Annotated in this window: 22 protein-coding genes and 1 pseudogene; 14 read left to right on the forward strand and 9 right to left on the reverse strand. The window is 50.5% G+C overall.

Annotated features, from left to right (window positions below; genetic code table 11):
* Positions 1-45: 45 nt before the first annotated feature.
* Both C7B82_RS03950 and ntcA read right to left on the reverse strand, forming a co-directional pair.
* Positions 46-1,368 carry a DUF3084 domain-containing protein gene (locus C7B82_RS03950; protein ID WP_106255002.1) on the reverse strand — a complete coding sequence of 441 codons (1,323 nt, stop codon included), beginning with the start codon at positions 1,366-1,368 and terminating at the stop codon, positions 46-48.
* 204 nt (positions 1,369-1,572) lie between these two features.
* Complete coding sequence (gene ntcA / locus C7B82_RS03955) at positions 1,573-2,244, reverse strand: global nitrogen regulator NtcA (protein ID WP_106255003.1); 672 nt, start codon at positions 2,242-2,244, stop codon at positions 1,573-1,575.
* A 489-nt stretch (positions 2,245-2,733) separates the two neighbouring features.
* Between ntcA and fabI the strand changes: the two genes are divergently transcribed.
* Positions 2,734-3,525, forward strand: coding sequence for an enoyl-ACP reductase FabI (gene fabI, locus C7B82_RS03960; RefSeq protein ID WP_106255004.1), 792 nt, complete (start codon positions 2,734-2,736; stop codon positions 3,523-3,525).
* Between the two features lie 57 nt (positions 3,526-3,582).
* Here the strand turns inward: fabI and thrC are convergent, their stop codons facing one another.
* On the reverse strand, positions 3,583-4,713 hold the full coding sequence (thrC, locus tag C7B82_RS03965) for a threonine synthase (RefSeq protein WP_106255005.1): 1,131 nt from the start codon (positions 4,711-4,713) through the stop codon (positions 3,583-3,585).
* 424 nt (positions 4,714-5,137) lie between these two features.
* Here thrC and C7B82_RS03970 point away from each other — a divergent pair, with 424 nt between their 5' ends.
* From C7B82_RS03970 to C7B82_RS03995, 6 genes are all read left to right on the forward strand, one after another.
* Entirely contained in the window at positions 5,138-5,404 is a 267-nt protein-coding gene (locus C7B82_RS03970; RefSeq protein ID WP_106255006.1) for a hypothetical protein, read from the forward strand.
* 146 nt (positions 5,405-5,550) lie between these two features.
* Positions 5,551-6,387, forward strand: a complete 837-nt coding sequence (locus C7B82_RS03975) for a low-complexity tail membrane protein (RefSeq protein WP_106255007.1) — start codon at positions 5,551-5,553, stop codon at positions 6,385-6,387.
* Between the two features lie 75 nt (positions 6,388-6,462).
* Complete coding sequence (locus C7B82_RS03980) at positions 6,463-6,990, forward strand: RDD family protein (RefSeq protein WP_106255008.1); 528 nt, start codon at positions 6,463-6,465, stop codon at positions 6,988-6,990.
* A gap of 46 nt (positions 6,991-7,036) precedes the next feature.
* The gene (rpmG, locus tag C7B82_RS03985) at positions 7,037-7,231 is read left to right on the forward strand and encodes a 50S ribosomal protein L33 (protein ID WP_106255009.1); all 195 of its coding nucleotides are present in this window, start codon (positions 7,037-7,039) and stop codon (positions 7,229-7,231) included.
* A gap of 100 nt (positions 7,232-7,331) precedes the next feature.
* Positions 7,332-7,547 (forward strand): 30S ribosomal protein S18, encoded by a 216-nt coding sequence (rpsR, locus tag C7B82_RS03990; protein ID WP_106255010.1) that lies wholly within the window; start codon positions 7,332-7,334, stop codon positions 7,545-7,547.
* A 150-nt stretch (positions 7,548-7,697) separates the two neighbouring features.
* Positions 7,698-9,710, forward strand: a complete 2,013-nt coding sequence (locus C7B82_RS03995; protein WP_106255011.1) for a ribonuclease R family protein — start codon at positions 7,698-7,700, stop codon at positions 9,708-9,710.
* 133 nt (positions 9,711-9,843) lie between these two features.
* On the opposite strand, the gene C7B82_RS04000 is transcribed toward C7B82_RS03995, so the two are convergent.
* Together C7B82_RS04000 and C7B82_RS04005 are read right to left on the reverse strand one after the other, a co-directional pair.
* On the reverse strand, positions 9,844-10,386 hold the full coding sequence (locus C7B82_RS04000; RefSeq protein WP_106255012.1) for an FHA domain-containing protein: 543 nt from the start codon (positions 10,384-10,386) through the stop codon (positions 9,844-9,846).
* Positions 10,387-11,014: 628 nt separating this feature from the next.
* Positions 11,015-12,199 (reverse strand): hypothetical protein, encoded by a 1,185-nt coding sequence (locus tag C7B82_RS04005; RefSeq protein WP_106255013.1) that lies wholly within the window; start codon positions 12,197-12,199, stop codon positions 11,015-11,017.
* Between the two features lie 125 nt (positions 12,200-12,324).
* On the opposite strand from C7B82_RS04005, the gene C7B82_RS04010 reads away from it, so the two are divergent.
* Both C7B82_RS04010 and C7B82_RS04015 read left to right on the forward strand, forming a co-directional pair.
* Entirely contained in the window at positions 12,325-15,165 is a 2,841-nt protein-coding gene (locus C7B82_RS04010) for a cation-translocating P-type ATPase (protein ID WP_106255014.1), read from the forward strand.
* A 99-nt stretch (positions 15,166-15,264) separates the two neighbouring features.
* A complete protein-coding gene (locus tag C7B82_RS04015; protein WP_106255015.1) occupies positions 15,265-16,503 on the forward strand; it encodes a DNA replication/repair protein RecF in 1,239 nt (412 codons plus the stop codon).
* 33 nt (positions 16,504-16,536) lie between these two features.
* Here C7B82_RS04015 and C7B82_RS04020 read toward each other — a convergent pair whose 3' ends face one another.
* The 4 genes from C7B82_RS04020 to hisH form a co-directional block, all read right to left on the reverse strand.
* Positions 16,537-20,049 carry an AAA family ATPase gene (locus tag C7B82_RS04020; protein ID WP_245939723.1) on the reverse strand — a complete coding sequence of 1,171 codons (3,513 nt, stop codon included), beginning with the start codon at positions 20,047-20,049 and terminating at the stop codon, positions 16,537-16,539.
* 103 nt (positions 20,050-20,152) lie between these two features.
* Positions 20,153-20,698, reverse strand: a complete 546-nt coding sequence (gene rsmD / locus C7B82_RS04025) for a 16S rRNA (guanine(966)-N(2))-methyltransferase RsmD (RefSeq protein WP_106255017.1) — start codon at positions 20,696-20,698, stop codon at positions 20,153-20,155.
* 16 nt (positions 20,699-20,714) lie between these two features.
* Positions 20,715-21,074 (reverse strand): four helix bundle protein, encoded by a 360-nt coding sequence (locus C7B82_RS04030; protein WP_106255018.1) that lies wholly within the window; start codon positions 21,072-21,074, stop codon positions 20,715-20,717.
* Positions 21,075-21,179: 105 nt separating this feature from the next.
* Entirely contained in the window at positions 21,180-21,851 is a 672-nt protein-coding gene (gene hisH / locus C7B82_RS04035; RefSeq protein ID WP_106255019.1) for an imidazole glycerol phosphate synthase subunit HisH, read from the reverse strand.
* A 127-nt stretch (positions 21,852-21,978) separates the two neighbouring features.
* On the opposite strand from hisH, the gene C7B82_RS04040 reads away from it, so the two are divergent.
* The 5 genes and pseudogenes from C7B82_RS04040 to C7B82_RS33560 form a co-directional block, all read left to right on the forward strand.
* Positions 21,979-22,242 carry a hypothetical protein gene (locus tag C7B82_RS04040; protein WP_106255020.1) on the forward strand — a complete coding sequence of 88 codons (264 nt, stop codon included), beginning with the start codon at positions 21,979-21,981 and terminating at the stop codon, positions 22,240-22,242.
* 364 nt (positions 22,243-22,606) lie between these two features.
* Positions 22,607-24,919, forward strand: a complete 2,313-nt coding sequence (locus tag C7B82_RS04045) for an NACHT domain-containing protein (RefSeq protein ID WP_106255021.1) — start codon at positions 22,607-22,609, stop codon at positions 24,917-24,919.
* A gap of 181 nt (positions 24,920-25,100) precedes the next feature.
* Positions 25,101-25,430, forward strand: a complete 330-nt coding sequence (locus C7B82_RS31290; RefSeq protein ID WP_146141041.1) for a hypothetical protein — start codon at positions 25,101-25,103, stop codon at positions 25,428-25,430.
* A gap of 135 nt (positions 25,431-25,565) precedes the next feature.
* The gene (locus tag C7B82_RS04050; protein ID WP_106255022.1) at positions 25,566-25,889 is read left to right on the forward strand and encodes a hypothetical protein; all 324 of its coding nucleotides are present in this window, start codon (positions 25,566-25,568) and stop codon (positions 25,887-25,889) included.
* A 534-nt stretch (positions 25,890-26,423) separates the two neighbouring features.
* Positions 26,424-26,804 (forward strand): annotated as a pseudogene (locus C7B82_RS33560) (response regulator); the annotation flags it as partial.
* Positions 26,805-26,927: the final 123 nt, after the last annotated feature.

Below are 26,927 nucleotides of genomic sequence, written 5' to 3' on the forward strand. Positions count from 1 at the left end.
ACAAAAGTGAATCGATCAGCAGAGAAAAGTTGGAGATCAGAAAAGCTAGGGGGTTTGCCCGCCTGTAGGGGCGAGGTTTTTTGTACGGAGAAGCACTTGTCCATTCTGGCTAGCAATCAAATCAATGTTGAGTGGTCCAGCCGTATAGGTGACATCAGCAGCAACGGCCTTAAGCTCGACCGTCTGCTTATACTGTTTTAACTGTTCGATAAAAGTAATGACATCCTGAATGCGACCAATCTGAACAGAGTCAGTCAAAACACCAAGATTACGGGCTCGAAAATTAGCGGCAGCCAGCAACAGGTTGATGCGCTGCTGAATTTGATCGTCCGACATGGTCGAAGGGTTAAGCGAGGTGCCTGCGACAACATCGCCAGCTAGAAAGATTACCCGATTCTTGACGGCATCAGCAAAGACCTGGATAAACTTCTCACCAACGAGGTAGTTCGCACCGGAGTAAATGCGAACGATATAATCCTGCCCATCATCAATCTGCTCAATCAGTTGCTTAACATCGGCATTCGTAATTTGCACAATTTGTTCTGATGCACCCGGCCTCACCAACCGAAGCGCAGACTGATTGGCCTCTCGCAACAGTTGATCGATCGCTTGTTTCGCAGTTGCCGTGTTGGTTGTACGAAGCGGCAGAGAGGCAAGCACTTGCCCCCGCTGAATGACGACATTGCCTGTACGCAGGCCTTGAGCCGTTAGTTGCAGGGCTTGCACATCTCTCGCCAGTGCTTCCTGTTGTTTTTCCAAGTCTTTAAGACGGGCTTCGCGCTGCTGAATAATCTGGTCTCTCGCTCGAATTTCCTGTTCTCGTTGAGCGATCACACGATCGCGTGCTACCTGCAGTTGCCCAATTTCTGACCGCAATCGCAGCGCCTGTTGAGAGACCTTTGCCAGCCGTCCCTGCGTCAGATTGAGCGCTGTTTGAGTCCGTGCTGTTTCGGCTTGAGCCCGCGATCGCTCAGCAATGGCTCCCCGTAACGATTGATTCGTCTCCGTTAGTTGTTTCTTCGCTGACGCTCGATCAGCGCGCGCTTTGGTAAGTTCACTCTCAACCTGTCCTTTCTGGTTTCTGGCTGCTTCCAGCTCCGTGCGAGTATTGCGCAGTCGGCGCTGAATGGTGCCCAACTCAAAGACCCCTGTTCGCAGTTGATTACTAGCAGCGAACAAAATTCCTAGGGTGGAGGCAGAAATGAGAATACCCGTAAAAATAGTCACCAGGGTGGCAGTCTTACGGGGACGTAAATTGAACAAGCTCAAACGAGCTTTACCAACGCGAGTGCCAATGCGATCGCCTAATGTGGCAATGACCGCACCAAGTATCAGCACTGCCAAAATCAGGATTTCCCCGCCGGACACACTTACACTCCCAAAAGGCCCTGTGCTAAAACTCTACGAAGCTGCTGGGGCGAATTCACATACAGCCTACCTCAAGTCGTTAAACTTTGTAGTCCGTTGCTAAATTTGCAACCTGTGGAGAGGTGAGGGGAGAGAAAGTTTTGAGTTTTGAGTTCAGCCTTTAGCCTTTAGCCTTTCTCCTCCCGACTCTCTGTTCCCCGATGCCTACGTAAACTGCTTACTCAGCGTTACTGGATTGTGTACTGTGATTTTTTTCTTGTGAATAGAAATCATCTCATCTTGCCGTAAGTCACCTAAGAGACGAGTGACGGTCACACGGGTAGAGCCGATCGCCTCCGCGATCGCCTGGTGGGAGAGCTTAAGGTCGATCGTGATGCCATCGTTTGTCGGCACCCCAAAATCGCGGCACAAAATCAGTAGAAAGCTAACTAAGCGTGAGCCCATATCCCGGTGTGCCAGCGTTTCAATCATCATCTCAGTTTGCAAAATCCGCGACGACAAGCCACGCAGCAAAATCATCGATAGCTCAGGATTGTCCTTCAGCGCCTTTTCGACTTGTTCAATGGGTACGGCAAGTAGCTCGACAGATGTAAATGCAACGGCATGATAGAAGCGATCGGATCTATGCCCTGTGATGAGAGACAACACTCCAAAAACGCTGTTCTCCCGCAGCAGGGCGACTGTAATTTCCTCACCTGCTTCGTAAACCCTGGACAGTTTAACGGCGCCGCGCACTAAAAAATACACACGTTCTGCCGGGTCGCCTGGGAAGAAAATGGTCTTGCCCCGTTCAAACGTTTCAACAACAGGTGGAAATGCTCCACCTCCCATCTGACGGAATACAGATGCCAGCGGTCTATCTTGCGTCACTACCATATCCCCTTACCTGGTGCCCAAGAAATTGCCCAGACTGCCACAAACCAGCAGTCAAGGGTTTGTAGCTTAGAACACTTAAACTCACTCTGAGCTGCTTTTTTGTGCCTGATGTTACACATTCCCTTGCGTGGCTCATATTGAACGTTTGACATAACATCATCTTTACCTGAGCGCTGCTACAAACCTGAGCGTTGCTACAAGTGTGAACGCAAAAGACACGTGTGAACACAAAAGTCGTAACAGCTTAAAATTATCCCAACTAAAACAAATTGGCTCAACAATTTACGCCGCTCGGTTTAAACGCTTCAACGCAGGGCTCCAAACACTAGACGTTGAGCTTTAAAGCACAACTCAAACGTCAGAGATAACGGCTTCTCCAGTTGATGCCTGGCAAAGCAGGTGCAGACTGCGACTCTACGCGCTACCCGTTGTGCGCCATCTTTGAGTATTCTTGAAGCACTCTAACGTTGCTGTTGAAGATAGATCGTTATGCTAGACCTGACCGGAAAAAATGCCCTTGTGACTGGCATTGCTAATAATCGCTCGATCGCCTGGGGCATTGCTCAACAGCTTCATAAAGCCGGAGCAAACATTGGCGTCACCTACCTGCCAGACGATAAAGGGCGCTTTGAAAAAAAGGTTGCCGAACTGGTAGAGCCCTTACAGCCCAGTCTCTTCGTGCCCTGTAACGTCCAGGATGATGCTCAAGTAGACGAGACCTTTGCAGCCGTGAAAGAAAAGTGGGGTACGTTAGATATTCTCATTCACTGCCTCGCGTTTGCGAATAAAGAAGATTTAACCGGGCATTTTGTCGATACCTCACGCGAGGGCTTCACCACAGCTCTGGGTATCAGCGCCTACTCTCTCGTCAGACTATGTGCCGCAGCCAAACCGCTTATGACCGCAGGCGGCAGTATTGTAACCCTGACTTACATCGGTGGCGTGCGAGTGATTCCTAACTACAACGTCATGGGCATTGCGAAAGCGGCGCTTGAAATGAACGTGCGCTATCTAGCAGCCGATTTGGGACCACACAACATTCGGGTCAATGCTATTTCAGCGGGCCCTATCCGCACACTTGCCTCTTCGGCGGTTGGTGGCATTCTAGACATGATTCATCATGTAGAAGAAGTAGCACCCTTACGCCGCACGGTGACGCAAACCGAAGTTGGTAACGCTGCCACATTCCTTTGCAGCGATTTGGCAAGCGGCATTACCGGGCAAATTCTCTACGTAGACGCGGGCTATGAAGTGATGGGGATGTCAGAGGCTAAAGGCTAGAGATGAAAGGCTAAAGGCTAAAAGCTAAATTTTATCCTTCATCCTTTAGCCTTTCCCCTAAAACCCCATTGCTTGCGCGACCGCATTCATTTCTGGCGCAATACCCTGGTGGAGCTGGTTGTTGCTGTGCTTAATGGCGGTGTCTGGGTCTTTGAGCCCATTACCAGTCAACACACACACCACCGTTGCGCCAGAAGGAATGAACTCCTTCACTTTTAGCAGCCCAGCGACAGACGCAGCGCTAGCAGGCTCACAGAAAATACCTTCCTCAGCCGCCAAGAGTCGGTAGGCATCGAGTATTTCGGTATCAGTGACGGCGGTGAATTTACCCTGACTAGCGTGCTGTACAGCGATCGCCCGCTCCCAGTTCGCTGGGTTCCCAATCCGAATCGCGGTTGCGAGGGTTTCTGGATGAGCTACAGGTTGTCCGGTGATAAACGGGGCAGCTCCTGCGGCCTGAAAACCCATCATTTGAGGCAGTTTCGTGCAGCGTTGCTCCTGATGATACTGGCAAAAGCCCATCCAGTAAGCAGTGATGTTGCCCGCATTCCCCACTGGAATACAGAGCCAATCAGGTGCATCACCCAGCGCATCAACAATTTCAAACGCAGCGGTTTTTTGACCTTCCAGCCTATAAGGATTCACTGAATTAACCAGAGTCACAGGATAGTGTTCAGACATCTCCCGCACAATGGTTAACGCCTGGTCAAAGTTCCCTTTAATGGCCATCACTTCCGCACCGTAGAGTAGCGCCTGCGCTAACTTGCCCAGCGCGACATAACCCTCAGGGATCAGCACAAAGGCTCTCATACCACCACGACGCGCATAGGCCGCCGCCGCCGCCGAAGTATTGCCAGTACTGGCACAAATCACTGCTTTTGCACCGGCTTCCTTTGCCTTAGAGATTGCCATCGTCATGCCACGGTCTTTAAAGCTCCCGGTTGGATTGAGACCGTCGTATTTCACCAGAACGGTTACTTGTCGGCCAATCTGGGCAGCGATCGCAGGCGCAGGAATGAGGGGCGTATTCCCCTCATGTAGCGTGACAACAGGAGTCTGGTCAGTAACGGGCAGATACGGTCGATAGGTCTCAATGAGCCCACGCCAGCCAGCTTTTGCGGTTAATGCAGCATGGTTAGGAGAGTTTCCAGAGGGACTGTGGGAATCAGCAGATAAAGCTATGGTCACAGGAGTTACGCGATCGGGCTGAGCAGGTTTATATAAAGCAGTTTCGCTGACTACTGTCTAGCCACACTGAGCGGACGTTTTGGCAATCGAGCAGCGAGCGCTAGTGGAAAGTTGCTTGAGTATTAGTTTACCCTGAACGTTCATTTTACCTCGATCGCTCCCAGCCCCGTAGCACGCTTACTGTCCGTTTCGAGCAGTCAATGGTCAAGGTTGTGGCTCATGCCCTCAGCGATACTCAATCACTGTTCGAGGGCGCTTGCCCTGGAAAGAGGCGCGATCGACGTAGTTTACACAAGCTTACAAATTCCGTAATTTTGCCCAGTTAAAGAACTGACTCCTCAACTTACAATCTGCGAATGCAACTAATTACAATTTTCTGTAAAGTTTGGGTTAAGATATTACCTGCTGGTGTGAGTAAGTACAAATGACTAGTCAAATCCTAACGGTTGATAGCCCAGTTCACGCGTCCGATGTCCAGCCGCATCACGATCAAGCACATCCTCAAAGTGCTGAAGCTGTCGCCGTTGATCGGCAGCGCTCTCGCTTGATCGAAGCCATGAAATCTCAGTATCAACTGGATCAGCAAGTTAAATTTCTTCATCTTCAAGCAGAAGCAGATTCTCTCTTGCGCCAGTTGCAGTCGCTCAAGCAGCAGCGCCTAGCGTTGGAGACACCCATTTCGTCGCAGTAAAACCTGCTTGTCGCTTTGTTCATTGTCGCTTTTCAAGCGCTTGAAAAGCGATTTCTGTTGACCTTTAGCGCATCGCTTTCGCGACTTGGCGTTGTTGCGCACGTCAAGATCTATACTTGGCATTGTGCTATTGGTTAAGGCTTGCTATGCGCTCTTTCTGGTCTGACCCTTATCTGTGGATTCACCTTGCGGGGCTGTCGGCGTTTCCTCTCTTTTTAGAGGGATGCTTGATTGGGTTCGCCATGGGCGAGCCATTTTTACCAGTCTGGTTAGAGTTACTGCTAGTTGCGATCGTGGGGATCACTCCTATTCTGTGGATGCAGTGGCAACGCCCTTTTTATATCTTTAGCATTGTCGCAGTGAGCGTCAAGCCAGAGGCCTTAACAGAAGACCAACGGCGCTTTCTAACGTTATTTAAATTGCCTCGTAATCGAGTTTTGGCTGCGTTAGTCCCAGTAGCGCTGGTGGTTGTACTGCGGAAAGCTTACGAAATTGCGCCGATCGCGTCTGCGTCTGTCTCTTTCTTGCCCGCATGGCATGGGCTAGGGTTGCTGTTAGTGGCAATTGCCTTCCTTGCTTGTAATCTCTTTGTGCAGGTGCCTGTCAGCGTTGCTAGTGTGATGCTCTCTAGCGAATCAGCCTTCACAGCCACGCGTCCCTATCCACTTGAGCAAGTGCGACGAAGCTTTACGATTTTCGGGCTCCAACTCAAGCAAATCTTGCCGCCTGTGCTTCTAGAGACTCAAACAGCGTTGGCTACTGTGCCGCAATCGACGGCTGCTGAAGCGGCTATCCAGCCTTCCCAAAAAACAGACAGTGCAACTGTCGACGGTGCAAATTCCTTCGATGATGACGTGTGGGCAGAACGCACAGCACCTGCTGACCCTTCAGCCTTAAATACCCCTGCCGAAACAGATGCTACTGGTGAAGCAGAAGCGCATCGTACTGAATCAGAGGCAAGTAATGAAGCCGATTTGACTTGACTCGCTCAAGGCGCAACCGTGCAACGATTCAATACCTTCACGCCTAGAATGGAATGAGTTCCCTTTGGATTGGTTATGCGTAGTGACTTAGGTTCGTCCCGACGCTTTCCCAGGGTACCGAACGATCGACGGGTAGCAGCCTTTGCGATCGATTTTGGTGCAGCGTCTCTACTGAGTACTCTAGGTGGAGCCAGTTCGATCATTCCGCTCTATATTTTGAGCTGGTACGGGCTACGCGTCATTCTCGTCGTCAAAAACCAGGGTCAGAGCTTAGGACGATGGGCTTTAGACATAAAAGTGCTTGACCCGAAGTTACGTTCATTGCCAGGACTGTTGGAGTTAACCAAACGCGAAACCCTGACTGGCTTGGGGAGTTTGCTCATTCTGCTCGGCTTAGTGAATCTAAGTCCGACGAACGGCTTGATTTTGGTTGCACCCATTCCACTGTTCATCGACTGCGGCTTAGCATTTTTAGATACTGAGTTTCGACAAGCCTGGCACGATCGTCTGGCTCGCACAGTCGTCGTTCAAACGCGCCGGGGTTACTCGCTCGACATCAAAGTTAAAAAGATCTTTGCACAACTGAGTGATCGTGTGAAATAATGGATGTTTGTGTATAATTCGTCCTTCTTCACAGATTTGTAGGATTATGGCTAAGGGTAAAGGTGTCCGCATTGTAATTACGCTGGAATGTACTGAGTGTCGCACCAATCCCGATAAGCGATCGCCGGGCGTCTCTCGCTACACATCCACCAAAAACCGTCGCAATACCACGGCACGGATTGAGCTGAGTAAGTTCTGTCCGCACTGCAACAAGCACACAGTGCATAAAGAGATTAAATAAGCAGCGTTCTGCAGCGCTTGGTCAGCCGTCCTTCATTGCCGACTGCTGACCCCCACTAGGATTGCATTGACCACTGACCACTGACTACCGACCAATTATCATGACTTATTTCCGCCGCCGAGTTTCACCCATTAAGCCTGAAGATCCCATCGATTACAAAGACGTTGATCTCTTACGTAAATTCATTACCGAGCGCGGCAAAATTCTGCCTCGCCGGATCACAGGTCTCACTGCAAAGCAGCAGCGTGCGCTCACGCAGTCGATTAAGCGTGCCCGTATTTTGGCTTTGTTGCCCTTCGTTAATCAGGAAGGCTAAGTCGGTGGTTTTTGAGGGAATAGGGTGTAGGGTACAGGTTTTTTTAGGTGGCCTCTACAGTCGTTCGAAGCATCAGACTGAACGCTAGATTTCTAGAACGATCAAGCTCACACCCTGTAACTGTACCTTTCACCTTACCCCCGCACCTCAATGGAGAAGGGCACTCTTGTTGAATTTCGTCTTAACGGTGAGCGTCGCCTTGCAGTCGCTGATCGTCCAGAGGGCAAAAAGCATTGGATTGTCATTGACGATCGCGGTCAAACGCATACGCTACACCCCCGACAAATCACGTATGAAGTGGGTCAACCCTACAAGCCATCTGACATCCCTCACTTCTTGAAGTCGATCCAGCCTTATCTTGACCCTTCTAACCTGGAGGTTGCATGGGAGATTTTGGTAGAGGAGGGTGAAACAGTCGACCCGAAAGCGATGTCACTGCTGCTTTTTTCAGACCAAAGCCCAAACCTCAACTATGCGGCTCACTGGCTTTTAAGCGATGACAAGCTTTATTTCAAGCTGAAAGGCGATCGCTACGAACCCCGATCGAGCGCTCAGGTGCTAGAACTCAAGCATCAGCTTGAAATGGAGGCACAGCGTGAGCAGGAATGGCAAGGCTTTTTGGCACGGGTTGAACAAGCATTGGCAGGGCAGCCAACAGAATGGTTAAGTAGCGATCGCCCTCGACTAGATGCCCTCGAACGGTTTGCCACGTTTGGCGAAGAGGCTACCCAGCGCGCTTCCGCTTTAGAAACCCTGTTACACTTAAAACGACCTGAGACATCCCAAGCTGCGTTTCAACTGTTGGTCGAAATGGGGTTATGGAGCCTTCATGAGAACCTGGCATTGCGTCGCAGTCAGATCCCAGTTCACTTTCCTCCCAGGGTATTGGAAGTGGCACATCATTGTCTGACCTCTCCGCCGCCTGACTTGAATGCCGATCGCCTGGACTTAACCCATCTCAAGGTTTACACCATTGATGATGAAAGCACGCTCGAAATCGATGACGGTCTGAGCCTGGAGTACCTTGATGATGGTGCTCAACGGCTTTGGATCCATATTGCAGACCCGACTCGCTGGATGCAGCCAGGCGATGACCTCGATTTAGAAGCTCGTCGCCGGATTACGACGCTGTACTTACCGACGGGCATGATTTCCATGTTTCCGACAGAGTTGGCCACGGGTCCCATGAGTCTGGTACAAGGACGTGTTTGTTGTGCCTTGAGCTTCAGCGTCATTTTGAGCCCAACTGGAGCGATTCAAGACTACAGCATCCATGCCAGTCTCATTAAGGCTACCTATCGCCTTACCTACGACGACGTGGATGAGATGCTAGAGCTGGGTGTGCAGGCTGAGTCAGAGTTGGAGGCGATCGCGCAGTGGGCAAAACGTCGTCAGGCTTGGCGGCAATCCCAGGGCTCAATTAGTATTCACATGCCAGAATCGTCGATTAAAGTTTACGGCGATGAAATCACAATTCAAGTGCTCAATGATTCGTTGGCACGTCAGCTTGTAGCGGAAATGATGATTCTGACTGGCGAGGTTGCAGCACACTACGGTCGTGCAAACAATTTGCCGCTTCCTTTTCGCAATCAGCCACAGCCTGAATTGCCTTCTGAAGAAGAACTGTTGCAACTCCCTTCTGGCCCGGTACGCTCTTGTGCCATTCGACGGTGTATGCCTCGCAGTGAATTGAGCATTACGCCATCTCGTCACGCCAGCCTGGGACTGGAAACTTATACTCAAGTCACGTCGCCGATCCGTCGCTATAGCGATTTGTTAGCGCACTTTCAGATTAAGGCGCATCTTCGGGGAGCGTCACTCCCTTTTTCGGCTGAGGCCATGAAGGAATTAATCTTAAGTATTAGCTCCGCTGCCTACGAAGCTGTCTTAGTGGAGCGCCAGACGAACCGCTATTGGGGGCTAGAGTTCCTGCGACGTAACGCCGATGAGGTTTGGGATGCCTTGATGTTGCGCTGGCTCAGAGAGCACGAAAATCTGGGTTTGGTACTTCTAGAAGACTTGGGTATTGAACTGCCGATGCGCTTTACCCGACCAGTGACACCGGGCGATCGTCTGGAACTAAAAGTCAGCCATGCTGATCCTCGCCAAGACATCATCCAATTTCAAGAAATGATGTACCAGGAAGCTCAAGCTAAAAACTAGGAAGGCAGCGTCTCTTGGCGTTAGTTAGCGGCGGTTAGCCACTAGCCTTTTGCCGGCCTCTGACTGCTAAGCCTATTAGGGGTTTGAGTAGCAGTGCCCTGCGCGCAGACAGAGCACCTACCAACTGGGAGACTTAAACTTGCGTGTCTTGATGAGCAGGGGTGCGGCTTCTCCGCCCGGAGATGAAAAACTCAACGCGGGTATGACTAAGCTCAACCAAATCGCCATCGTTCAGTAGTTTCTGCTCCAAAGCCGCTAAGCGACGGCAGTTGACGAAGGTTCCGTTACTACTGCCCACATCCATGATATAAAAGCCGCGATCGGGGCAATGCCCAATCACTGCATGGCAGCGGGAAATAGAGGTGCTTTTGATGGAAATAGCGCAGGTGTTGTTACGCCCGATGAGCCAACTTGCGCCCACTGATGTGACTTGGGTGGCGCGATCGTCCGGTAGGTTAGTGGTTAAAAAAGCAGTGCGTCCAGTCGTTACTGCCTGAATATAAAAAGAACTGACTTCACAGCGGCTAGAAGCATTTAAAACAGGTTCAATAATAGTGGCTACTTGGCTGAGGTTGGGACCACAGTCTTCAAGTAAAGATTGAGAGAGTGAAGGATTTTTCTCTAAAAACTTGAGTGTGCGTCGATCAGAGTCACTGGAGGGCTTCAGATTCAACATGATTCCTATCTGGAAAGACAACTTCTTTGCATTAACAGTTAAAGCCTGGGTTATCAGGGACTAGCAGGTTTAATCATGTACCAATCAACTTATGTAGGCTTCTGATGGAGTATGAAAGCCATAACTGAATTGGTACGTTATTTCTACACTGGTCCTATAAACCCTAAAACCCTGATCAGTCTAGTGCAAGCAGTTGGGTCTGCTAACGGTAGGATGATTACTCCCCCTTAAGGGTGATCGATGTAGCTATGTAGACTAAACAACACAGCTGCAGAGGATGACAACCGTGAAGTATGGCAACTTGTTAGAGCCTTCATAGAGAGACTGAAGTTAGGTCGGTTCTTTAAGTTTTTATTAAAAATTCCTTCTCAAGTCTAAAAGAGAGATGCTCTTATAAAGTCTTGGTAAAGTCCTGTGTGACGGGAATCCAGGGTCTCTGTATGATACGTAGTGCTATGGTTTTGAGTCGTGCTATGGCTTTGATCAAAGCGGGGATTCGACGACCATCGCTTTCGGAGACCGTGTCTGCCTTTGCTTGCAGGCACTCAGCGTCTTTTTACGCCGCCAGCTTTCTACAGCGTCAGTCGAGTCTACAGTTGCTGGTTCAGTAAAACTGCTGAATTGGCCTTCAAGCAAGGTGATATCTCAGCCAAAAAGCCAACAGCGGCATCGTAATGCGATAGCCATACTCTGGTCCATAGACCAACCCTTTTTGTTCCAGGCTCGCTAAGGCCCCCTGTAGGCCACCACCTCTTGAGAGTTGATGTTTCTGAATGTAATCCCGCGAATGGGGGCTGTCGGTTGGATCAAGCGCAAGGCTTTCGAGCACCCGCACCTGACTAGGCGGTAGTAGCAGGATCAAGGACTCAAACGTCAGGGATAGATCTTCCACAAGTGCCAATGTGCTGCGATAAACATGATGAGGATAGACCATGTGAGCGTTCGCCGTTTGACTTTGGGCCGGATACTCGACTGCAGGCTGTTTGAGATGGCTAGTAGCGCGTTCTAGGCTCACCGGGTCAACGGGTAATCTAAAATCCTCAACGGCGCGATGGTTTAACCAGACGCGCCGAGCGAGGGCGATCGCATCACCGACATGCCCCTGTGCATACGACAGAAATAAATCAAGCGCCTGCCCGTCCGGTTCAAACTTCAACCCTTCTGCTGCCAGCGTCGCAACAATCCAGGGACGCAGTTCTGCATCTTGAAGTGGACCCAGAAAGACAACTTTCACCTTACTATCCTGCACCCAGCTTTCGGCAACCGTGGCAATGAGCGCATAGCTTACCTGAGTCTGCTGCTGAATCTCTTGACGCAAATAGCGCTGCCATTTTTCTGAGCGATCCCAGGAGCGAATGTGAGCAAAGTTAAGAAACACCAGCACCACACGGCAATGCAACCACTCAGCCATGACCTGTGGAAGCGCCAGTAAGCTTTGAAACAGCAACCATTCATTTTTGGGCGTAGAATGCCAAACGAGTTTCGCTTGTCCGTTTGCTGAAGTATCCAGAATGATGGGCTGTTCTTGACTCCACTGTTGAATCAGCGCTAGCTCAGCTGCTGACTGAAACGTGGTAATGAGGCCTTCTGTGAGGAGTTGAAGGAAGCGATTGCTATCGGTCGCACGCAAACAGTCAATTTCAATAACCCTGGCCCCTACCAAATGAGCGGCGTAACGCAACAACGTTCGACGACCACTGCCGGGTACGCCAGCAAGTAATAAGTCGCCATCTGCAGCAAGAACTTGGCTGACTTGCTCCAGCTCTGCTTGTCTACCAAGTAGGGCTTGGGGCGCAAACGGGTTCACAGCCATTGAAAGGAAAACGTTTCGGACTTCATATGATCGAATTTACACTATTTAATAGTGCCAATTATTTGTTTTAGGCACTATGATCAGGTGCTGTAGGTGTTATAGCATTCCTTCACCCCTGGTATCCTATGATTGCAAACTCGTCTTCACCCAATACTCCGTTGCTCTGGCATACGCTTGGTGCACATCAAACCTTAGAACAATTTCAGAGCGATCACAAAACAGGGTTGACGACGCAACAGGTCGCTGCCCATCTGAAGCAGTACGGTCCAAATGAATTAGTGGAGACGGGTGGACGTAGCACCTGGGAGATTTTATTAGATCAGTTCACCAATATCATGCTGCTGCTGCTGGTTGCGGTGGCACTGATTTCAGGTGGCTTAGATTTCTTCGATTGGAAAGCCGGGAAGCTTGATCCAGGTGAGATTCCCTTTAAGGACACGATCGCCATTTTTGCGATCGTCATCCTGAATGGTCTGTTGGGCTATTTTCAGGAAAGTAAGGCAGAAAAAGATTTAGCCGCGCTCAAAAAGCTGGCGTCGTCCAGAGTGCGAGTCATTCGGGACAGGAAAACGCTCGAAGTGGATTCAAAGGATCTGGTTCCTGGCGATATCATGCTTCTGGAAGCCGGTGGACAAGTAGCAGCCGATGGGCGCTTGCTTGAGGCTGCAAACCTGCAAATTAGAGAATCCGCCTTGACAGGCGAGGCGCAAGCCGCCAACAAGCGGGTTGATGCTGATTTACCACCAGATACGCCGCTGGGCGATCGCATCAACCTGGTGTACCAAGGTACAGAAGTGCTTCAAGGACGGGCAGCAGTCGTCGTCACAAGTACAGGAATGCAGACCGAGCTAGGGCGCATTGCAACAATGCTCCAGTCGGTTGAAACGGAAGCCACTCCGCTACAAAAGCGCATGCAGCTACTCAGTAAAGTGCTCGTTTCAGGTGCTCTGGGGTTGGTTGCACTCGTTGTCATCGGTGGCATCATTCATTTGGGCACTGGCAGCTGGAAAGAATTGCTAGAAGTCTCGCTGAGTATGGCAGTCGCGATCGTGCCGGAAGGGCTCCCCGCCGTGATCACCGTTACCTTGGCATTGGGAACCCAGCGCATGGTGAAGCGAAACGCGCTCATCCGCAAATTACCCGCCGTGGAAACCCTTGGCTCTGTCACCACGATTTGCTCGGATAAGACAGGCACACTGACGCAAAACAAAATGGTGGTGCAATTGCTGCACACCAGCAGCACCTCTCTGCGCGTGACGGGTGACGGCTACGCTCCTACAGGAGAGTTTGCACCCGCTGAAGCTCAAACCAGCGCAGCGATCGATCCTCAAGAACAACCTGAACTTTTGAACTTGCTGACTGCCTGCACCATTTGTAATGACGCGGTGCTGCAACAAGATAAGGGCAGCTGGATTATTCTGGGCGACCCGACAGAAGGAGCGTTGCTTACTCTTGCTGGCAAAGCGGGTTTTGAAAAGGATCAATGGGCCAGCAAACTGCCGCGCGTAGCTGAGTTCCCCTTTTCGTCTGAGCGTAAGCGCATGAGCGTGATCGCAGAGGTGATCGACGCCGATCCAGCATTGGTTGACAGCCCCTCCCACTACATGATGTTCACCAAAGGATCACCAGAGCTGATTCTAGAGCGCTGTACGCAGATTCAAGTCGGTGATCGTGCGCAGGCGATCGCCGAAGCCCAACGTCAACTGATTCTAGACCAGAACAATCAGATGGCAGGACGGGGTCTGCGTGTCCTGGGTTTTGCCTGCAAGCCCCTGACGGCGATTCCCCCGGAAGGGTCGGATGAGGCCTCAGAGCGTGAATTGGTGTGGCTGGGCTTAGTCGCCATGCTAGATGCACCTCGTCCAGAAGTGCGGGACGCTGTTGCCCGGTGCCGTTCGGCAGGGATTCGTCCCATTATGATTACAGGTGACCACCAGCTGACCGCGCAAGCTGTAGCCGAAGATTTGGGCATTGCGAAACCCGGCGATCGTGCCCTCAGTGGTCGAGAATTAGAGCGCCTCAGCCTGGAAGAATTAGCGGATCAGGTCGAGCATGTCAGCGTTTATGCCCGTGTCGCACCGGAGCACAAGCTGCGTATCGTTCAAGTACTGCAGCGGAAGAATCATATTGTTGCCATGACAGGCGATGGCGTCAACGATGCCCCCGCCCTCAAGCAAGCCGATATTGGCATCGCGATGGGGATTACAGGCACTGATGTGAGTAAAGATGCCAGCGATATGGTGTTGCTAGACGACAACTTCGCCACGATCGTGGCTGCTACCGAAGAAGGGCGCGTCGTTTACACCAACATTCGTCGTTTTATCAAGTACATTCTGGGTAGCAACATTGGTGAACTGTTGACCATTGGAGCCGCGCCCTTGCTTGGCTTAGGTGGCGTACCATTGTCGCCCCTACAAATTCTTTGGATGAATCTGGTTACAGACGGTTTGCCCGCCTTGGCGCTGGCAGTGGAACCCGCCGAACCGGATGTGATGAAGCGTCCGCCACACGATCCGAGCGAGAGTATTTTTGCGCGAGGTTTAGGCGCGTACATGATTCGGATTGGCATTGTGCTGGCAATTTTGGCGATCGGTCTCATGTCGTGGTCCTATGGATACGCACATGCCAACCTCACTGCCGAAGATCCACACGGCGATCGGTGGAAAACAATGGTCTTCACCACGTTATGTATTGCTCAAATGGGTCATGCTCTGGCCATCCGTTCTAATTCACGGCTGACCATTGAACTGAATCCGTTTTCCAATCCGTTCCTTTTAGCAGCGGTGTTTCTAACGTCACTATTGCAGCTAGCATTGGTTTACGTTCCGTTCATGCGTAGCTTCTTCAATACCCATTATTTGAGCGGCTCTGAGCTTGGTATTTGTTTGGGTGTCAGCGCGCTCATGTTCATTTGGGTGGAGTTGGAAAAACTGGCGTATCGGTGGTATGCCAAGACGAGAAAGTAAGCAATTAGATCTCAGCTTTCAGCTCTCAGCATTGGCACTTTTCTTTGACGATATGATGTTCTAGCCTTCTGATAGCTGACGGCTGATAGCTGATGGCTTATGTATCTAAAAACGCTTCACCTTCGACAGTTTCGCAATTACCTGGATCAAAAGGTGGAGTTTGGTGCGCCCAAAACAATTTTGTTGGGCAATAACGCTCAGGGAAAGTCCAATTTATTGGAAGCAGTGGAGCTATTGTCAACGCTACGATCGCACCGCACGTCGCGCGATCGTGACTTGATCTATACCGGAAAAACAAGCGCACGAGTAGATGCAGAGCTAGAGCGAGAGGTTGGCTCGATCGACCTCTCCTTTACACTGCGTCTTAATAGCCGTCGCACGGTTGCCATCAACAGCGAAACCGTCCGTCGCCAGCTTGATTTCCTGGGGATTCTCAATATGGTGCAATTCTCCAGCCTGGATCTGGATCTGGTGCGGGGTGGGCCAGAACAACGACGCAACTGGTTGGATGCTCTTCTCATTCAATTAGAGCCTGTTTACGCTCACATTTTGCAGCAGTACAATCAGGTGCTGCGGCAGCGGAATGCGTTGCTGAAAGGTAATCGGCCAGCGGTTAGTGGTCAGTCGTCTGCAAGCGGTCAGCGGTCAGCGGTCAGCGGTCAGCAACCGGATTTTGCAAAAGTTGAGGAAGCGGGTGAAGAGTCCCTCTTTGAGGAGGCCGATCGCAAACCTGAAGCGGATGGTCAGGCTGAGCTTGCGCTTTGGGATGCACAACTGGCAGCAACGGGAACACGGGTCATTCGGCGACGTGCCAGAGTGTTGCAACGGCTCGTGCCATTAGCACAACGCTGGCACCGCGAAATTAGCGGCAGTACAGAAGAGTTGGCCATTAACTATGCCCCCAATGTCGCTTTAGAACAGGATGAGCCGGAACTAATCAAGCAGGCTTTTTTAGACAAAATTCGGGAGCGCGCGATCGCTGAGCAGTACCAAAGCACAACGCTAGTGGGACCGCATCGAGATGAAGTCGAATTTACGATCAATCAAACCTCTGCGCGCCAGTATGGTTCTCAAGGGCAACAGCGCACTCTGGTGCTGGCACTGAAACTGGCTGAACTCAAACTCATTGAAGAAGTCATTGGCGAACCGCCGTTGCTGCTGCTGGACGATGTGCTGGCAGAGCTTGACCTCAGTCGCCAAAATCAACTGCTTGAAACCATTCAAGACCGTTACCAAACGCTGATAACCACCACTCATCTCGGCTCGTTTGATGCTCAGTGGTTGTATTCATCGCAGATTTTCTCTGTCAAACAAGGGCAACTATCAACAGGCGTTTAGGGGGTGGGCGTTGCTGGTGATTCAATCGAGCCCTCAAATCACCAGGCTGACTTGAGAACCCTGTTCGGTTTTGTACACTTCAATGCGAGACTGAAAGGCTTCCCGGAAGTGCGGTACATGAGTCACAGTGAGGATGCAGGCAAAGTCAGCGGCGATCGCGTTGATGGCCGCAATTAAGCGATCGCACCCTTCAGCATCTTGTGTACCAAAGCCTTCATCGACAATGAGCATCTGCAAGGCCGTGCCCGATCGATGTGCCAGAAGGCGCGCCAGCGCTAGACGAATCGCAAAGTTGACCCGAAACGCTTCTCCGCCCGAATAGGTTTCATAGGGACGTGTCCCATGAGCATCAGCAATCAAAATATCCAGCGTCTCGATTAGTTTGGCGTTTGGCGTAGTCTGCTTTGCCGCTGCGCTGGAGAGTTTGGCATGACGAGCCTGATCGCGACGGTGAGAGCGTTGAGTGACGAATTGAATGTGTAGTTGGTTCGCGCTGAGGCGACTGAGAATTTGGTTGGTTTCAGCCTCTAACTGTGGCAGCGCGTTTTCAATCATGAGCGCCTGAATCCCATTCTTACCAAAGGCTTGCGCCAGCTCTTGATAGATCCGTTGCTGGCGCTGAGCGGTTTGTAATTCAGCTTTGAGGTTTGAGTTTTGAGTTTTGAGGGTTTCTAGCTGCTGCTGCTGCTGCTGTAAACGACCCAGACAGGCGAGTTGCTCATCCAATTGCGATCGACGTTCCTGCCTTGCCTGCTCCAAACTCTGGATTTGAGCCTGAGCATCGGGGGTCTGCTCTAGCTGTTGCACAAGCAGCTGTACGTGCGTTTGAGCAGTCTGGTAATCGACCCCACGATCGCTTAGAGTCTGAGTCAACGCGCCAACCCGTTGCTGCGTTTGAGGATAGTGTTGGCGAGCACGCTCTAGTTCTTGATACTGAAGCTGCCAGCTTTGAGCCTGACGCAACGCCTGACGAAGTTCGTTGTGCTGTTCCACGTTGTAATCAATGACAGTCAGTTGGCGATCGAAGACGGCAAGTTGAGCAGCCGTTTCGGCCTCCAGTTGTTCAACACTGACTTGCAATTGCCCCAGTTGGGCTTGCAAATCGGGCTGACGTTGCGTCAGTTGGGCTTGTCGTCGTTGCGCTTGCTTGATTTCGGCATGGCGGATTTCTGCCCAACGCCAGCGATCGACTTCGCCGCGTGCCAGCGCATGATTTTTTTCGTCGTAGTTTAACTGTTGCAGGCTGCGATCAAGCAGTTGCAGTTCTTCTTGCAGATCCGTTGCATAGTTGCCAAGTTGGAGCGATCGTTCCAACTCAGCCGCTTCAGCCGTTACCTGTTGCAACGTTGCCTGCACAGCAACCGTCATTTGGAGCTGCTCTTGCAGTTGGCCTCGCCGTTCTAACACAGCGCTATAGGGCTTCAGCTCTTGCTCCAGGTCACGATACTCCTGGCGCATGATTTGAATTTCGCGCTCTGAAGCCGATAGCTGCTCTCGAATGACCCAAATTTGCTCAGTCACGGCTTGCTGCTCAGCCTGATGTTTTTCGAGCACCAGATGCCAGTGGTGTTTGTCGAGGGAGCGATCGCAGAGAGGGCAGGGGGGGTAGAGGGGTGTGGGGTGTGGGGTGTGGGGTGTGGAGTGTGGAGGTTCTGAGTTTTGTTCGCGAAGCGACTCCGTAGCTTTTGCTTCCCGAAGGGTAGGAGTAATTTTGAGTTCTGAGTTTTGAGTAGCGCTTTGCGCCGCTGCGCTAGAGAGGTTCGAGTGAGGAGCTTTAAGTTCTCCTTGCTCTTTTACTCCCTCTGCTCCTCTAATTCCAGGCTCCCTCTGCTCGTCTGCTGACCGCTGACCGCTAACCGCTGACCGCTGACCGCTGACTTCTGCCTCCTCTCCCCTCTCTCCTCTCTCCTCTCCCCTCCCTTCCCGCTTCAACAACTGCATCTTCTGCTCCAGTGATGCCAACTGCGCTTCGCAGTGTCGTTGTTGCTCTTGAAGCTGTTCCATAAAGCTGCGGCGTTCTAGACCGCGTTCACGAACACGCTGCTGGTAACTCCGTCGTGCGTCCAGGGTGGTAATACGATCGCTCACTTCCAGTACGGCTTGCTGAAGTTGAGGCTGCCGTGCCTGCTGTGCCTGAAGTTGCTGCGCCGAGGTGTGGAGTTCTTCTAGTCGAGCCGTCAGACGAGTGTGCTCACGGTCTAGCTGGCTCTGAAGCTGCTGCTGGCGTTGCAAGAGAGGGGAAGCCTGTACCTGAAGTTGATCGAGTTCGCTGAGATGGGTTCGTGCCTGCTGGAGTTGCTGTAACGCTGCTGCAATATCGGTCGCTTTGCTCAAGGTCTGGTGTAGTTCCGTTTCTTGCTGCACCAGTGCTTCTAGCTGTGCTTCGAATTGTTGGTGCTGGCGCTGTAGCTTTGCTAAGAGTTCGTTTTGCTGGTGTTGATACTGCTGGCGCTGTGCCTGAGCACCTTGATGTGCTTGAAACCGGGTCGATAGCGCCTCTTCGTGTGCCTGTAGCGTTTGAAAGTGTTGGTAGCCAGCCACGATCGCTGCTTCTTGCTGGAGTAATGCCCCTAATTGCTGCTGCTGCTGTTGGGCAATCGTTAGCTCTTGCTGTAAGCGTTGACAATCTTGCTCCAGATGGCGCTGCTGTTGCTGCTGCCAGGTCAACTGTTGCTGCCAGGTTTGTCGCTGTTGCTGGGCGGCTTGCAACGCCTGAAGCGCTTCGCTGTCAGCAGTTTGTTCCTGCTGCATCACTGAAAGGGTGGACTCTAACAGTGCCTGTTCCTGAGCGATGCGATCGCGCTGCTGTAGCTGTTCTTGAATCGTCTCCAGGTTGCGTTCGAGTAAGTCAATCTGTCCCTTGAACTGGCGCGATTGATCCTTTGCCTGCTCTGAAACGTGATCGTACTGATCCAGCTTGAGCAAATCTGCCAGAATTTGTTTGCGCTCAGTCGGGCGTTTGAGCATGAATTCATCTGCTCGCCCCTGCCGCAGATATGCCGAATTCACAAACGTTTCATAGTCCAGTTTTAAATGCTCTAAAATCAATTGCTGCGTAGCTCGAACGCCTTTGGCAGTGAGGGTGCGGAAGACGGGAGTGGAAAAGGATGAAGGATGAACGATGAAGGATGAAGGTTCAGTTGTTTTATCCTTTATCCTTTCGCCTTTATCCTTGCTTTCTCCCTTTGCTACCTGAAACTCCAGCGATGATGCCTGCCCTCGATAGCGACTGCGAAGAATGCGATAGGTTTGTTGGTTGTTGACAAAGATGAAGTCTACCTGGGCTTCTTGCGTGCCAATGTGGATCACGTCATCTTCAGCGGCGGCGCGGCTTTGCCCCCATACAGCCCACGCGATCGCCTCTAGCAAGGATGATTTACCTGCGCCATTGGCACCACAAATACAGGCCGTATGCAAACCCCGAAAATCCAGGGTCGCTTCACGATAGCTCAGAAAGTTTTTGAGAACTAGCTTCAGTGGGATCATGCTGTGCCAACGTTGCAGCGCTAGTTTCCAGCTTAGCAGTACGTTTGCACTTTGATACAAGTGAACTTGTTGGAGTGGTCAGCGGTCAGCGGTTAGCGGTCAGCTATCAGCGGTCAGCTATCAGCGGTTAGCTATCAGCGGTCAGCAGAAAAATTATTGGCGATCAAATACTCGATCGATAGAACGTTAGTGCTGTGTTGCTATAAACTTTTTGACGACAAATTTCCAGCTTGGAGGGTGTTACGGCACTCCAATGATCAGAGCTATGTTCGACTGCCAATTCACCATCTGATGCTAATAGTTGAAGGTGCGCGATCGCCTCAAGCACTGGCTCATACAAATCACTTTCATAGGGTGGATCGAAGTAAATGCGATCGAATTGTTGTCCTTCTAAGGCTTTGATTCGCTGTCGCACATCACCTCGCAACACTTGAAAGGTTTGCGTTTCATTCGCCACTTGTTGCCAATTCTGTCGAATAATGGCACAAGCACGAGTCGCTTGTTCAACGCCAACCGCAACGCTTGCACCCCGACAGAGTGCTTCTGCTCCCATTGCACCACTGCCTGCACAGAGATCGAGCCAACGACAATCCGCGATCGTACCTTGCCAAATATTGAACAACGCCGATCGCACCATTGCTAGCGTGGGTCGTGTTTCTTGTCCTGGTAATGTTTTAAGTTGACGATTACCGTAAATTCGTAGACTCATTTTTAGCTCTCAGCAGTCAGCGGTCAGCTTTCAGCTTTTGGATTAGTGCAGTGAGCATTCGTTTGACTTCGCTTACTTCACTAGCCAGTTTCTGATGTTTAGAGGTTTCCAAAAATCCTAGATCGCAGGCAAGCAGCAAGTGATATTCCAACTCACTGGCAGAACCCATTGCCATTTGCAAGAAACGTGCAAAATCTGCATCAGTTCCTCTACCGCAGCCTTCAGCAATGTTGGCTGGAATTGAAGCAGAAGCACGTCGCGTTTGACTGGTCAGCCCATACAACTCCTCTTTAGGGAAAAGCTTTGTTGATCGATAAACATCAAGCGTAGTTTGATGGCTTTTCTGCCAGACTTTTAGCTCCCTAAAATTTTTCATCGTTAAACAATAAAGCGTACAGCTTTTTCTACTGACTCAGCTTTATAATTCCCTTGCTTGGCTATCAGCTATCAGCTATGAATTTCCGGCTGACCACTAAAACTCCTAGCTGACCGCTGATAGCTGACGGCTGACCGCTAACCGAACGAAGTTCGCCAGGATTTGTAGTCCCGATGTCGATGATTTCTCTGGATGAAATTGAACTGCCATTAAATTAGCTTGCTCGTTGGCGAAGCCTGTTGCGGAGCAATGTATCGCTGCTGTCACTGTTTGACTGCCGTGAGTAATCGTTGCAGCACGTACGTTTGGATCGATCGGATCAACATAATAAGAATGCACAAAGTACAGCCACGGATCGACTGGAAGGTTTTGCCAAAGGGGTGAGTTGGTTTGCGTGAGTTCTAGCTGATTCCAGCCCATGTGTGGAATCGTAATGCCGGGTTCGTGTCGGAAGCGTTTGACGGTGCCTGCGACGATGCCTAAACCGGGTTCTTTGCCTTCTTCGCTCGACTCAAAGAGAATTTGCAACCCCAGGCAAATGCCCAAAAACGGTTTGCCGCTGGCGATCGCTTGTTTAATGGGCGCTTCCAGGTGGCGCGATCGCAAATGTTGCACAGCTGGATCAAAGGAGCCAACACCCGGTAACACGATCGCATCCGCTTGTTCCAACTCGGCTGGAGAATCGGTGATTTTGGGAGTCGCACCGGCTTTCTCTAGCCCTTTGCAGGCAGAGTGCAGGTTGCCCATGTCGTAATCCACCACTGCGATCGTCGGCATCGTCTGTCCCTTTATGCGCGTTCACTCTCTAAAATTGTAGTCTGCAAGCACCGTAGTCTACCCATCGTGTAGAAACGCCCCTGCTCCCTGCTCCCTCTGCTCCCCCTGTTCCCTCTGCCTTCTTCTTATGTTCAAAGTTGTCACACCACGCTTTTCGCAAACCTTCGATCGCTGGACGGATGCCCTCAACACTGCTAAATCACTGATGCCTGAATGCAAAAGCCTGACAGAAGACATTCGTATCTTTCTGTTTGACGAGTTGGTGTGGGTCTACAGTCGGCTGCACAAATACCCGCAATACATCGGTGCAGGGATATACGATCGCCTCGCTAAAGTCTTTTTGCAAGAAGCAATGGAAGACGAGACAGAAGCAGGCGAAGACATGCAGTAGAACGACCCACTCAGCCGTCGTTCCGCGTGTATGAAATGAGTTCAGAGTGTTTGAATTCGTTACAAAACGTTAGACACCTGTCCTGGAAGCGATGAGTCCAGGTTATACAGTCCTACCCTCAAAGCATAGAAGCTGAAGACAAACGCCACCACTGCTTTCGCAGTAAGAATTTCATCCGAGCAATAGTAGGTGGGGCTTGTGTCATTTGATTGAATTAATTAAATTCTGCTTAAATGAGCGTCGATCGCCTGGCTTTTGTATATTTTCAGCCAAGCGAACGATACGTATCACATTAAAAGCCTTAGTATGAAGACGTTAACAAAAGTTTGTTTTTCACGCATTTTAATTTTAGAGTTTTTACTATATGGTCAAGCGATCGCTTCAGGCATCATTGCCTGGTATTCAAAAGGCTAAAAAAGCGTTTGCCCTCAAGGGCTGGACGCAAGAAAATCTAGCGGGGGAAGTGGACTTAAAGACGCGCCAACCCATTTGGCGCTTTTTAACAGGGCAACCCGTTGAGCGTCAGGTTTTTCTCAATCTTTGTGCGGTACTGGACTTAGACTGGCGAGACGTTGCCGTTGATCCACCCGCAGACTCTGCTCGATTGGACGGGAACGGTCACTCTACAGCGTTCGAGTTGGATGCCCTGGTGCAGCAGGTGCGATCGCGGCGATACAACAAAATTCAAGACCAGTGCGGCATCTTGCAACTCCTGGATATCAGCCGACCCGTCAGCATTGATGACATCTACGTTGATGTCAACATTTTGGAAGAAATCGCGAGCCAGCAGTGGAGCGCGATCGAAGACCTGAAGAGTTTGGGACCTGAAGCATTCGATCGCTTTGGGTTGGGCACGGTCGATCAAAAACAAATACCAGGCACACGAGCAGTCGAAACCTACCCAAAACTCCGAGTGCTAGGCAGACCCGGCGTTGGCAAAACCACGTTCCTACAGTATCTCGCTATCCAGTGCAATCGCGGCGAGTTTGCAGCAAACCAGGTGCCCGTCTTTATTGCACTGAAAGACTTTGCAGAAGAATCCAGAGTCAGCGGTGAGTACAGCCTGTTAAGCTACATCCGTCAAGAATGGCTCACCTCTGGGATTGTTGACCCCTCTGTTATTGAAACCCTGGCTCAAGCAGGCAGAGTGTTGCTGTTGCTAGATGGCATGGATGAAGTGCTGAACCATGAGAGCACAGGCGTCTTACGCGAAATGCGCCGCTTTGCAGACAAATATCACAAAAATCGGTTTGTGGTGACCTGTCGTACAGCCGCGCAAAAGCTCAGGCTACGGGGCTTTACCGATGTCGAAATTGCCCCTTTTACCCATGACCAGATTAACGCCTTTGCCCAAAAATGGTTTGTTGCCTTTAGCAAGACGACCGCTCAGGCAGGAAAGGCAGAATCGCTGCACTTTATGCAAAAGCTGGAGTTGCCGGAGAACTGGCAGTTTCGCCAACTCATTGCCACGCCGCTGTTTCTGCACCTTGCCTGTTGGGTGTTTCATGGTCAAGCAAAGTTTCCGACGAAGCGCACGGAGTTTTACAAGCAAGGGCTAGACCTGTTGTTGGGCAAATGGGATGAAGCGAGAGGTGTTGAACGAGACGACGTCTATCGAGATTTTTTATTGCCCCAAAAGCTCAAGCTGTTGAGCCAGATTGCCGCGACATCGTTTGAGCGGGGACAGTACTTCTTTGAGCAGCGGGTGCTGGAACAATACATCGGCGACTACATGCGAACGCTGACGGATGTACCGATAGAGCCAGAAGCCCTGCAGCTTGAAAGCGAAGCGGCACTGAAGGCGATCGAAGCGCAGCATGGGCTACTGGTCGAACGGGCGCGCGGGGTGTTTTCCTTCTCGTATCTGGCATTTCAAGAATATTTTACGGCGCGAAACATCGTTGCCAGCTACAACCTGGAGGCCTTTGAGCAGGCATTGGGTGGACTGGTCAGCCACATCACCGACCCCCACTGGCGCGAAATCTTTTTGCTCACTACTGCCATGCTGCGGAGTGCCGACTCGCTCATGCAGTTGATGAAGCAACAAATTGATGCGCTAGTTGCCAAAGACCCTTACCTGCAGGAGTTTTTAACCTGGGCAAGCCAAGAATCACAGACGACTCCGTCGCCACCCAAGGTTGCAGCCGGGCGAGCCTTTTACCTGGCGCTGGCACGGACACCGTATGTGGCGTCTCAATTTGTCTTAGCCAACACGCTTGATCAGGGGATGTTTCTGGATGCTGCCTTGGATGACCTGTTGTTGGAATGCGCGCTCGAAGACAGCCAGGAGTTTGCTTATACTCATGCCTGTGGGGATGCGCTTAACAATATCCTGGTCATGGTGCTGGATGCTGGCTTTCAAAAATCGCTGCAGCAGCTCAAAGAGAAATTGCCCAGCCCCAACCAAAATCAGCATCAGTTCCAAACCTGGTGGCGCTTGCACCATACGGTATGGATCGAACAATTGACCACCACGATCGCCGACTACCGCCACACTCATCATCACTGGACGTTTAGCCCTGAGCAACAGCAAACGCTGCAACGTTATTACGATGCCAACCAACTGCTGCTGGATTGTTTACGCAGCAACTCCGAGATCACAGCCACGATTCGGCAAGAAATTGAAGCGACGTTGTTGTTGCCACAGAAAGAACTGGAAGAAAGAGAGTGGGAGTAAAATCAAGCTTTCCTTACTTTTGGGTAAAAAGTCAGCAATGATGCTCATTTCATGCAAATCAAACATCAGTTAAACGCTTGCGTATACACGATTTCTAACACCGTGTTGCTAAGCTTTAAAGGATAAACGACCTCTAGACATCGTGAAGTCAGTTTATTGATAGAAGAAGCCGTCTAGAAGGATGTCTTTTCTTAATAAAAAGACGCCCAATTCAAGTAGCAAAAGAAACAAAGCTGTAACCAGTTCCGGCAAAAAAGCGGTGTCATCATCAAATCAACCTGATTTAACATCTGGATTTAAAGTGTATACATTGATCAATGATCCAAATCCCTTTTCAAAACATTTAATGCCCGATCGCAACCAGCAGCTACTCTTCGACACAACGATCAAACGATCGATGCAAAAGAGGCATTATTGCTTACTTTGTTCAACGGTTTTGCTACGCCACATGCGCGCAGGAGGGCTTTACTGGCGCTGTAGCCATTGTCATGAAGAAATGCCGATCGTCTAAAACGGTAATGGCCTAACCGTAATGAGAAAAAAGATGACCGCTTTCATCGCCCAAGCCAGTGAGCTTAAAGTTAACCGAATCGAAAAGCGATGCTGCCCATAGTTAACGATCTTGCATTAGAGGTAACAGGTAACAATGTCACACGGCTTAATCAATTTAACTCTGCCAACAGTCATTCAAGAAATTGAGGATGTGTTGGAGGAGTATCCTCACCATCCTTATCATGTAGCATTTTCAATTCATGAATTACGGCAGAAGCTCATTGCTCACGTGCTGAGTCATATTCCTAACCATTACACCGTCGAAGGGGTACAAGAATCAACCAGCAACCTTAAGAATCGCCGTCGTACTTCTGTTTTAGCAGAGCGGTTAAACACGGAAATGATCATCCGAGCCGGTATTCTACATATTCTGCGAGAAAACGCTGATTGGCTGAGTCACAATTTGCCAAAGCTCTAAAACTCCATAGAGCTAATACCAATTGCGTATGAATCTGTATAAAACTCTAGGTTGGATTGGGTCTAACGAAACCTAACAGAGCGAATGCTGGCATAAAGCCTTTGGCCTGGTTGACTGAGAAACTCAAAAGAAGCTTGCAGCCTCAGTCTCTTCTCCTAGATTTAGGAGAAGGAAGGCTTCAATTCCTTGCCTGCTAACCAGTTTGATGAAAGGGTGCAAAAAAACAAGGCGTTTTTAAGAGAAACCTTAGTCTTTGTTACGTTTTATATCGTATTCAATCAACTCACGCAGGAGATCAAACACTCATCTGTCAGAGTAAAAATGTTGAGCTTCTCATGTGATTCATGCAGATAGATCCTCTCCTTATCTGTGGATCAACCCGATCGGCTCGCCCCCTTGAGTCGATCGGGTTGCTTCATTCCACCACGCGCTGATTCAATGATGCTAAGAGGGTATCTTCCGTTGAGCTGTGAACGTTGAAGCTTTTACTGCCCATTCTCGGCTGACTTGTTAGACAGCATTTGAGGTCTCGATATGAGCTTCATCAATCAAACAGAATCAAAAGTCAAGACACTTAAAGGTGTACAAGTGCTCGTTGTCGATAACGATCGCGATAGCCTTTACCTGTACGAAACTTTGCTTAAAAGCTGTGGCGCAAATGTAATCACAGCAGCATCCGTCAAAGAAGCTATAGATGTTTTGAGTTGGCTCTTACCCAATATTTTGATCTGCGAGACGCGGTTCCGTGGTGAAAGCCTCAGCACATTAACCACAGAGTTGAACGCTTTGGAAACACACGGAGGCAATCACATTCCGACGATCGCCATCACAACGTGGATTACCGATAGCCTTGCCCAAATTATCGAAGCAGGCTTTGAACACTACTTATTGAAACCAGTTGACCTCGGCCATTTAGTCTCTTTGATCAGAGATCTTGTGGTAAGTAACAAACGTCGCCGCCCTCCCTATGGCTTGGCGCTGAGAATACACCCAAGAAATAAGCGAAAAATGATTGCCGTTAGTGGACTAGAGCTCGAT

Origin of the sequence: Stenomitos frigidus ULC18, from assembly GCF_003003795.1 — a bacterium.
GTDB classification, from domain to species: domain Bacteria; phylum Cyanobacteriota; class Cyanobacteriia; order Leptolyngbyales; family Leptolyngbyaceae; genus Stenomitos; species Stenomitos frigidus_A.